Here is an 8,651-nt window from a genome sequence, read left to right on the forward strand (position 1 = left end):
ACTCAACGCCGCAGGCGGGCGCGTCCGAATCTCCCGAAGGGCTCGCTGTGAAGCGTCCGTGGACTGCGTTCTCGGCGCTTGATGTAGCACCACTACACCGGCGCGCCGACGCCTTGCCACGAACGCTTCACAGCGAGCTGAGCCTCGGTTCAACCCTGTTCTCGTGGGTCGGTCGCGATTGACAAAAGTGAGTCGCCGCAAGACCCCGCGAAGCGGGCCCGGGCGAAACAGAATTGGACGTGTCGAGGCCACCAAGGCACCCGGTGGCGCCGGCAAAACAATGCGTTCCGGCCTGGCGGCCTTCACGCATCCTGCGGATGTCCTCCCTGCCCCCCAAATCCTGATCCCGACTGCCACCGGGCACGCAAAGGCAAACCCCACGAAGAAAAAGCCCCGACGAACCGGGGCTTTTCAGAGCCTCGGATGATCGGAACGCGACGCCGTCAGCGGCTGTTGCGCATCTGCTTCTGCTTGAGTTCCCAGCGTTCCTGGGCATCCAGGCACAGCGTGGCGATCGGGCGGGCTTCGAGACGGGCCAGACCGATCTCCTCTCCGGTTTCCTCGCAGTAACCGTAGGCACCTTCATCGACCCGGGCCAGCGCCTGGTCGATCTTGTTGAGCAGCTTGCGGTAGCGGTCGCGCGTGCGCAACTCCAGGCTGTTCTCGGTCTCGCGGCTTGCGCGTTCGGCCTCGTCACCGACATCGCGCACCTCGCCACGCAGGTTGTTGATCGTCTCCTGGGACTCCTGGATCAGGTCCTCGCGCCACTGCAGCAGCATGCGGCGGAAATACTCCAGGTGCTCCTGGCACATGTACTCTTCGTCTTCGGAAGGCTTGTAGCCTTTGGGTAAATCGACAATCTTGCTGGGCATCAGCTCGCGGCCTCTTCAAGCCAGGTTGTTGCAAAACGGTCGATTATATATCCTAGTCGGCAACTATGGGCAACCCCTGAATGCAGACTTTTTTACTCGCGCTGATCCGGGCCTACCGGTATATGCTCTCGCCCTGGATCGGCGGTCAGTGCCGCTTCGACCCGACCTGCTCGGTTTATGCCATGCAGGCGATCGAGCTCTACGGCCCCTGGCGAGGGAGCTGGCTGGCGCTCAAGCGCCTGCTGCGCTGCCATCCGTTCTGCCCCGGGGGGGAAGACCCGGTACCCGGCTACGAGGACGACGAGGTCAAATGAGCCGCTGGCTGATCACGAACGCCCGGCTGGTCAACGAAGGGGAAACAATCGAGACGGATGTCCGGATTGAACGGGGGCGGATCGACCGGATGGATGGCGGACTGAGCGCGCGACCGCGGGAGACGGTCGTGGACGCGCGCGGGCGCCTGTTGTTACCGGGGATGATCGATACCCACGTTCATTTCCGCGAGCCCGGCCTCACCCGCATGGGCAATATCGCCACCGAGTCGCGTGCGGCGGTCGCCGGCGGCGTCACCAGCTTCCTGGATTTTCCCGACACCCGCCCCATGACCACGACGCGCCGGGCTCTGGCCGACAAGTTCAGCCGCGCCCATGGGCGCTCGACCGCCAACTACGGCTTCTATCTCGGCGCGACCTCGGGCAACGGCGACGAGGTCCGGGCCACCGGGCGATCGGAAGCCTGCGGACTGTCGATCTGCGTGGGCGGTGCGGGCCTCAACGAGGCCATCGACGATCCGGCGATGCTCGCGGCGCTGGTCGCCGAATCGACGCTGCTGCCGGTTCTTCACGGCGAGAACGGCGAGATCGTCGAGGCCAACCGGTCGCGGGCCATGTCGCGGCATGGCGGTGAATTGCCCGCCTCGGTTCATTCGGAAATTCACTCCCGCGAAGCCAGCCGGGCCGCCTTCGACCTGGCCGCCGGCCTTCCAGGCGACAAGCCGATGCACGTTGCTTCGGTCAGCACCGGCGAGGTGGCCGAGGCCTTGAACTCCGGCGAGGTCACGCAAAAGCGTCTCTCGGCCGGCGTGTGCCTGCCGCATCTGTACTTCATGGATGCCGATTACGACGCGCTGGGGAACCTGATCAAGTACGACCCGGCCATCCAGAGCGACGCCGACCGTAGCGCCCTGCGGCGCGCCCTGGCCGACGATCGAATCGACATCATTGCATCGGGCCATGCACCGCAACTGCTGCGCGACAAGGGGCCACGCTACACGGCAGCAGCCTCCGGAATGCCGGTGATCCAGTTCGCGCTGCCGGTTGCCTGGTCGCTGGTGGCCGCGCGCATGCTCAGCCCGGAGCGGCTGGTCGAGAAGGTCGCCCACAATCCCGCGCGGCGCTTCGGGCTGGCGGAGCGGGGGTTCGCGCGCGAAGGATGCTGGGCCGACCTGGTGCTGCTCGAGACCGCGCGCCGCTGCGTGGTCGACGAACAATCACTGCTGTCGCAGTGCGCGTGGACGCCTTTTGCCGGCCGCAAGCTGCCGGCAACGGTGGCGGCCACCTGGGTCAACGGCCGGCTCGTGTGGCGCGATGGTCTTCTGACCGGGCAGGTGCCCGGGCAGCGGCTCCAGCCCCGGCAGGACTGATCCTCCGGACCGCCTCAGCCGGCCAGTCGCCGGATGTCCGCGCCGAGCTGGCGGAATTTTTCTTCGATATTCTCGTAACCGCGGTCGATGTGGTAGACGCGGTCGATCACCGTCTCGCCCTCCGCCACCAGACCGGCAAGCACCAAGCAGGCGGAGGCCCGCAGGTCGGTCGCCATCAATGGCGCGGCAGTCAGGCGATCGACCCCCTTGATCACGACGGCATTGCCTTCCAGGCGAATGTCGGCGCCCAAACGCTGCAGTTCCAGAACGTGCATGAAGCGATTCTCGAAGACCGTCTCGCGCACGATGCCCGTGCCCTCGGATATCGCGTTCAGGGCGGTGAACTGCGCCTGCATGTCGGTCGGGAAACCCGGATAGGGGGCGGTGGTGACATTCACGGCTCGCGGGCGCCGGCCGGCCATGTCGAGTTCGATCCAGTTCTCGCCGGTGGTGATCTGCCCGCCGGCCTCTTCGAGCTTGGCCAGGACGGCATCGAGCGTGTGCGGCGCGGCGTTGAGCGCTCGCACCCGCCCGCCGGTCATGGCCGCGGCGGTCAGGAAGGTGCCGGCCTCGATGCGGTCGGGCACCACGGCGTAGTCGTAGCCCGAGAGACGCTCGACCCCCTCGATGACGATGGTATTGCTGCCATGCCCGGAAATGCCTGCGCCCATGGAGTTGAGGCATTCGGCCAGGTCCACGACTTCCGGCTCCTGGGCGGCGTTCTCGATCACCGTCGTTCCCTCGGCCAGGGTGGCGGCCATCATGAGGTTCTCGGTGCCGGTCACGGTGGCCGTGTCGAGCACGATGCGCGCGCCCTTGAGGCGTTTGGCCCGGGCCTGGATGTAGCCCGACTCGACGGTAATATCCGCGCCCATCGCGGTCAGGCCCTTGAGGTGCAGGTCCACCGGCCGGGCGCCGATGGCGCAGCCGCCGGGCAACGAAACCTGGGCGACACCGCGCCGGGCCAGCAGTGGCCCCAGAACGAGGATCGAGGCGCGCATCGTCTTGACCAGGTCATAGGGCGCAACATCGCTGTCCATCGCCGAGGCATCCAGCTCGACGCTGAGGCGATCACCCAGGGCAATCGAAACCCCCATCTGGCCGAGGAGCTCCATGGTGGTGGTGACATCCTTGAGATGGGGCACGCCTTCGAGCCGACAGGGCTCCTCGGTCAGCAGCGCGGCCATCAGGATGGGCAGGACGGCGTTCTTGGCGCCGGAGATTTCGACCGAGCCGTCCAAGGGGCGGCCGCCGACGATCTGGATTCTGGCCATGCGCTTCAGCCCGCCGCCGAAGACGGGTCGGCTTCGGCGGGCGTTTTGAGGTCGAGGCTCATGGCATGGATCTCGCGGCCCAGGGCCTCGCCGACGGCCGCGTGAACCTGGCGGTGACGCTGAATTCGCGACAGGCCGGAAAACGACTCGCTGACGATGCGCGCTACGTAATGCACGTTGTCGTCGGATTCGACCTTGACTTGCGCTCCAGGCATTGCCTGTAGAATACGCGCTTCAATTGCAGTGACGTCCATGATCTGCCCAGGGGAAATTAAAAGCCGATGGCCCTGTTTGATTGTGAAGGCCGCTTGCATAGTTTAACGCATTCACCCCGCCAGCCTGCCCGACCCCTTCAGGATTACGAATGACGATCACCATCGCTGTGCTGCAGATGCTCGCCGGTTTCGTGCTGCTGATCTGGGCGGCCGATCGGCTGGTCGCCGGCGCCTCGGCGCTGGCGCGCAACTTCGGCGTGTCGACCCTGGTGGTTGGCCTGACCATCGTCGGTTTCGGTACATCCGCGCCGGAGATGATCGTCTCGGCCACCGCCTCGCTGCAGGGCAACCCCTCGCTGGCGATCGGCAACGCCCTGGGCTCGAATATCGCCAATATCGGTCTGATCCTGGGACTGACCGCCCTGATCTACCCGCTGCGCGTCGAGTCGGCAACCCTCAAGCGCGAAGTGCCGATCCTGGCGCTGATCATGTTGCTCACCCTGTTATTGATGTGGGACCTGGAGTTCTCCCGCGCCGACGGCATCATTCTGCTCTTCGGCCTGTTCGCGCTGATCGGCGCCATGGTCGTGCTGGGCGTCAGAAGCGGCGGGAAGGATCCCCTGAGCGCTGCCCTGGCCGAGGAAGTCCCCAGCGGGATGCCCATGCGCACCGCCGTGGGCTGGACGCTGGTCGGCCTGGTCCTGCTTCCCCTGAGCGCACAGGTTCTGGTCAAGGGCGCAGTCACGCTCGCCGTGCTGGTGGGCGTCTCCGAAGCGGTGATCGGCCTGACCGTCGTCGCCCTGGGCACCAGCCTGCCCGAGCTGGCCACGGCGGCGACCTCGGCCTACAAGCGCGAGGACGACCTCGCCATCGGCAACATTCTCGGCTCCAACATGTTCAACCTGCTCGGCGTACTGGGGATCGCCGCGGTCATCCATCCGATGCTGATCGAGGAAGTGCTGCTCCATCGCGACATGCTCGTGATGTTCGCCATCTCGATCCTGCTGTTGCTCCTGACCTGGCGTCGCGGCGGCGACGGCCTGATCAACCGCCCGGCAGCCTTCATCCTGTTCGCCGGCTACCTGGGCTACCAGACCCTGGTCATCTGGGAAGCGCTGCTGGCACGATGATCGCCCCGGCCGTCGTGGATTAGAATCATGCCTATGAACATCGATGCCAGCCGGCTGCTGGAAGCCGCCAGTGAAGTTCTCGAAACCGAAGCCCGCGCCATTCGCGCGCTGTCCGAGCGCCTGGGCGACGATTTCGTGGCGGCCTGCCGCCTGATTCTCGATTCGCCGGGCCACCTGGTCGTGACCGGCATGGGCAAGTCGGGCCATATCGCCCACAAGCTGGCGGCCACGCTGGCCTCCACCGGAACACCCGCGTTTTTCGTGCACCCGGGCGAGGCCAGCCACGGCGACTTGGGCATGATCGCCGAGCAAAACACCGTGCTCGCCCTGTCGAACTCCGGCGAGACCGAGGAGGTGCTGAGACTGCTGCCCGGCCTCAAGCGCCTGGGCGTGGGCCTGGTGGCCATGACCGGCAACCCGGCCTCGACCCTGGCCCGGCACGCCGACGTGCACCTCGACACGAGCGTCGATCGGGAGGCCTGTCCGCTCGGCCTGGCTCCGACGGCTTCGACCTCGGCGCAATTGGCCCTCGGCGACGCCCTTGCCATCGCCCTGCTGGATGCGCGCGGCTTTACCGCCGAGGATTTCGCGCGCTCGCATCCGGCCGGCAGCCTCGGCCGCCGCCTGCTGCTGCGGATCAGCGACCTGATGCACTCCGGCGACGAGCTGCCCACGATCGGCCGGGATGCCAGCATCGCCGACGCGATCATGCAGATGACCCGCAGCCGACTGGGCATGTGCGCGGTACTCGACGAGGGCGACCGGCTGATCGGTATCGTCACCGACGGCGACCTGCGCCGCCACGTCGACGACTTGGGCGATATTCGCAGCAACGCCGCGGAGAACATCATGACCGCCAACCCGCGCACCATCCGCGCCGACGAACTGGCCGCCTCGGCCGTCGAGCTGATGCAGAACCATCGTATCCAGGGCGTCCTGGTCACCGACGCGCAGGGGCAGCTGGTCGGCGCGCTCAATTTCCAGGATCTGCTGCAGGCGGGCGTGGTATGAGCGCGTCCGTTCGCCTGGCCGTGTTCGACGTCGACGGGGTGATGACCGACGGCCGGATTGCTTACACCGACGCCGGCGACGAGATCAAGACCTTCCACACGCGCGACGGCCTGGGCCTCAAGGCCCTGCAACACAACGGTATCGCCGTGGCCATCATCACCGCCCGCACCTCGCCCATCGTTGCCCGGCGCGCCGCCGAGCTCGGCATCGAGCATCTCCTGCAGGGGCGAGAGGACAAGGGCGCGGCGCTGGAAGAATTGACGACGGCGCTGGCGATTACGGGCGAACAATGCGCCTACACCGGTGACGACCTGGTCGACTGGCCGGCAATGCGGCACTGCGGTTTCAAGTGCGCACCGGCCGATGCCGCCGAATGGATACGTGACCGGGCGGATTTCGTCACCACAAGCCGGGGCGGGCACGGCGCCGTGCGCGAGGTCTGCGAACGCATCCTGGCCGACCAGGGCCTGCTGGAGCGCTGGCAGGGTCGTTTCGAGTGACCTGGCGGATCGTGCTGATCGCCTGCCTGGCGCTGGTCGTGGCGCTGGGCATCCGCTGGCTGATGCCCAGCGACCGAAGCGCCACCCCGCCGGTCACCATCCCGGACACGCAGTTCGACTACACCCTCAGCGACTACTCGGCCCGTTTCCGCGACGCCGACGACCGCGTGGAGCTCACGCTCTCGGGCCCGCGCCTGGAGCATGTCTGGGCCGAGCGGATCGCCCGCCTGCAATCGCCCGAGTTCCACATCGAACCGGAGGATGCGAACTGGCGGGGCCGTTCCGAGCGCGGCCGCGTTCTGCGCGACGACGAGCTCCTCATCCTCGAGGGCGACGTAACCCTCGTCCACGGCGGCCAGCGTGGCGAGATCGAGGTGCGCACCGAGCGCCTGCGCTACGACCGGCGCGCGCGTACAATCACCTCGGATACTCCGGTCTCGATCACGCAGACTGAATCAAGACTGCGTTCCGGCGGTCTGAGAATCGAACTCGACAACAATCTTCTGGAACTGACCGATGGCGTACAAGGCGAACTCGACCCGGCCGTGGCCGGCAGCACTGTTCCTGCTGCTGATCCTGGTCGCAGTGGCGACGGCTGAGGCCCAGCAGAGCGGCCCGATCGGCGTCGATGCCGACAATTTCGTCCACGACGCCGAAAAGAACGCTTCGCACCTGCAGGGCAACGTCCGCATCACGCGCGGCGAAATGCTGGTCACGGCCGACGAAGGATTCGCCTATCGCGGCGCAAACGGCTATGAACGCGTCGAGTTGTTCGGCGCCCCGGTGCAGTGGCGCACCGTGACGGAAGAAGGCGGGGAAACGACGGGCCGCGCCGACCAGGTCATCTACAACCTGATCGAGCGCACGATCACCCTCGTCGGTGAAGCCTATCTGGAGGAACCGCGCGGCACTTACACAGGCGAGCGCCTGGTCTACAACCTCGACACTGAGGGCGTTCGGGGCGAGGGCGGCGTACGCTTGTCGATCGAGCCGGAAGTCATCGACGGCGACGACGAGGACAACGGCGACCAAGGGCCGGAGCAGGACTGAGCCGTGCTGATCGCTGAACAGTTGGCCAAGCGCTACAAGGGGCGGGCCGTCGTCCACGGCATGTCGATGCAGGTCGACACCGGCGAAATCGTCGGCCTGCTCGGCCCCAACGGCGCCGGCAAGACCACCTGTTTCTACATGGTCGTGGGCCTGGTCGCCGCCGACGGCGGCCGCATCGAGATCAATGGCCGCGACATCACGCGCTCGAGCATGAACCAGCGCGCCCGATACGGCCTGGGATACCTGCCGCAGGAAGCCTCGATCTTTCGGCGCCTTTCGGTGGCCGACAACATCATGGCCGTGCTCGAGCTTAGACGCGACCTCGACCGCGCCGCCCGCCGTGCCGAACTCGAACGCCTGATGGAAGAGTTCTCCGTCAGCCACCTGTCCGGCCAGTCGGGCATCAGCCTGTCCGGCGGCGAACGCCGACGGGTCGAGATTGCCCGGGCCCTGGCCGCCAACCCCTCCTACATCCTGCTCGACGAACCCTTTGCCGGCGTGGACCCGATTTCGGTCGGCGAAATCCAGCACATCGTCAAGCACCTGGTCGAGCGCGACATCGGCATCCTGATCACCGACCACAACGTGCGCGAGACCCTCGGCATCTGCGACCGCGCCTACATCATCAGCGACGGTCGCCTGCTCACCCACGGCAGCCCGGCCGATGTGATGGCCGACGAGAACGTGCGTAACGTTTACCTGGGGCGGGAGTTTCGGCTGTAGGCTGTAGGTTGGGGCCGCGTCCCCGAAGGACGAGTGCAGGACTCAGGGAAGGCATCCGTAGGATGCGTGAAGGCCGCCAGGCCGTAACGCATCGTTTTTCCCTCCGGTTGGGCTGGCACCGCCGCACGCTGTGGTGGCCTCGACACGTCAAAGGCGTTTCGCCCGCCTGCTTCGCAGGCTGATGGCGAGTACCTTTTTCTCCAGAGCAAGAAAAAGGCACCAAAAATTGCTCTT

The 8,651-nt window shown here is 66.4% G+C and carries 12 protein-coding genes; 9 read left to right on the forward strand and 3 right to left on the reverse strand.

Annotated features, from left to right (window positions below):
• The coding region (locus ACDC67_RS15715) for a hypothetical protein (RefSeq protein ID WP_376694582.1) at nucleotides 1-182 on the forward strand (182 nt) is incomplete at its 5' end.
• 261 nt (nucleotides 183-443) lie between these two features.
• On the opposite strand, the gene dksA is transcribed toward ACDC67_RS15715, so the two are convergent.
• The gene (gene dksA / locus ACDC67_RS15720) at nucleotides 444-872 is read right to left on the reverse strand and encodes an RNA polymerase-binding protein DksA (RefSeq protein WP_376694583.1); all 429 of its coding nucleotides are present in this window, start codon (nucleotides 870-872) and stop codon (nucleotides 444-446) included.
• Nucleotides 873-952: 80 nt separating this feature from the next.
• Here dksA and yidD point away from each other — a divergent pair, with 80 nt between their 5' ends.
• Together yidD and ACDC67_RS15730 are read left to right on the forward strand one after the other, a co-directional pair.
• The gene (yidD, locus tag ACDC67_RS15725) at nucleotides 953-1,186 is read left to right on the forward strand and encodes a membrane protein insertion efficiency factor YidD (protein ID WP_376694584.1); all 234 of its coding nucleotides are present in this window, start codon (nucleotides 953-955) and stop codon (nucleotides 1,184-1,186) included.
• Nucleotides 1,183-2,514, forward strand: coding sequence for an amidohydrolase family protein (locus ACDC67_RS15730; protein ID WP_376694585.1), 1,332 nt, complete (start codon nucleotides 1,183-1,185; stop codon nucleotides 2,512-2,514). The genes yidD and ACDC67_RS15730 overlap by 4 nt, the downstream gene beginning before the upstream one ends.
• A 14-nt stretch (nucleotides 2,515-2,528) precedes the next feature.
• Here ACDC67_RS15730 and murA read toward each other — a convergent pair whose 3' ends face one another.
• Together murA and ACDC67_RS15740 are read right to left on the reverse strand one after the other, a co-directional pair.
• Nucleotides 2,529-3,788, reverse strand: a complete 1,260-nt coding sequence (gene murA, locus ACDC67_RS15735) for a UDP-N-acetylglucosamine 1-carboxyvinyltransferase (protein ID WP_376694586.1) — start codon at nucleotides 3,786-3,788, stop codon at nucleotides 2,529-2,531.
• Between the two features lie 5 nt (nucleotides 3,789-3,793).
• The gene (locus ACDC67_RS15740; RefSeq protein ID WP_376694587.1) at nucleotides 3,794-4,003 is read right to left on the reverse strand and encodes a BolA/IbaG family iron-sulfur metabolism protein; all 210 of its coding nucleotides are present in this window, start codon (nucleotides 4,001-4,003) and stop codon (nucleotides 3,794-3,796) included.
• A 149-nt stretch (nucleotides 4,004-4,152) separates the two neighbouring features.
• Between ACDC67_RS15740 and ACDC67_RS15745 the strand changes: the two genes are divergently transcribed.
• The 6 genes from ACDC67_RS15745 to lptB are packed head-to-tail and all read left to right on the forward strand — an operon-like array spanning nucleotide 4,153 to nucleotide 8,417.
• Nucleotides 4,153-5,133, forward strand: coding sequence for a calcium/sodium antiporter (locus ACDC67_RS15745; protein WP_376694588.1), 981 nt, complete (start codon nucleotides 4,153-4,155; stop codon nucleotides 5,131-5,133).
• Nucleotides 5,134-5,166: 33 nt separating this feature from the next.
• Complete coding sequence (locus ACDC67_RS15750; RefSeq protein WP_376694593.1) at nucleotides 5,167-6,144, forward strand: KpsF/GutQ family sugar-phosphate isomerase; 978 nt, start codon at nucleotides 5,167-5,169, stop codon at nucleotides 6,142-6,144.
• Entirely contained in the window at nucleotides 6,141-6,644 is a 504-nt protein-coding gene (locus ACDC67_RS15755) for a KdsC family phosphatase (protein ID WP_376694589.1), read from the forward strand. Before ACDC67_RS15750 ends, ACDC67_RS15755 begins: the two co-directional genes overlap by 4 nt.
• Nucleotides 6,641-7,243, forward strand: a complete 603-nt coding sequence (gene lptC / locus ACDC67_RS15760; protein WP_376694590.1) for an LPS export ABC transporter periplasmic protein LptC — start codon at nucleotides 6,641-6,643, stop codon at nucleotides 7,241-7,243. The genes ACDC67_RS15755 and lptC overlap by 4 nt, the downstream gene beginning before the upstream one ends.
• Nucleotides 7,230-7,694 carry a lipopolysaccharide transport periplasmic protein LptA gene (lptA, locus tag ACDC67_RS15765; RefSeq protein ID WP_376694591.1) on the forward strand — a complete coding sequence of 155 codons (465 nt, stop codon included), beginning with the start codon at nucleotides 7,230-7,232 and terminating at the stop codon, nucleotides 7,692-7,694. Before lptC ends, lptA begins: the two co-directional genes overlap by 14 nt.
• A 3-nt stretch (nucleotides 7,695-7,697) precedes the next feature.
• A complete protein-coding gene (gene lptB, locus ACDC67_RS15770; protein ID WP_376694592.1) occupies nucleotides 7,698-8,417 on the forward strand; it encodes an LPS export ABC transporter ATP-binding protein in 720 nt (239 codons plus the stop codon).
• The last annotated feature ends 234 nt before the right edge of the window (nucleotides 8,418-8,651 follow it).

The organism is Wenzhouxiangella indolica (genome assembly GCF_042310355.1).
GTDB lineage: Bacteria > Pseudomonadota > Gammaproteobacteria > Xanthomonadales > Wenzhouxiangellaceae > Wenzhouxiangella.

Bases quoted from the DNA above. Each gene is read 5' to 3' on its own strand.
- dksA (WP_376694583.1), bottom strand. From the start codon at position 872: ATGCCCAGCAAGATTGTCGATTTACCCAAAGGCTACAAGCCTTCCGAA.
- yidD (WP_376694584.1), top strand. From the start codon at position 953: ATGCAGACTTTTTTACTCGCGCTGATCCGGGCCTACCGGTATATGCTC.
- ACDC67_RS15730 (WP_376694585.1), top strand. From the start codon at position 1,183: ATGAGCCGCTGGCTGATCACGAACGCCCGGCTGGTCAACGAAGGGGAA.
- murA (WP_376694586.1), bottom strand. From the start codon at position 3,788: ATGGCCAGAATCCAGATCGTCGGCGGCCGCCCCTTGGACGGCTCGGTC.
- ACDC67_RS15740 (WP_376694587.1), bottom strand. From the start codon at position 4,003: ATGCCTGGAGCGCAAGTCAAGGTCGAATCCGACGACAACGTGCATTAC.
- ACDC67_RS15745 (WP_376694588.1), top strand. From the start codon at position 4,153: ATGACGATCACCATCGCTGTGCTGCAGATGCTCGCCGGTTTCGTGCTG.
- ACDC67_RS15750 (WP_376694593.1), top strand. From the start codon at position 5,167: ATGAACATCGATGCCAGCCGGCTGCTGGAAGCCGCCAGTGAAGTTCTC.
- ACDC67_RS15755 (WP_376694589.1), top strand. From the start codon at position 6,141: ATGAGCGCGTCCGTTCGCCTGGCCGTGTTCGACGTCGACGGGGTGATG.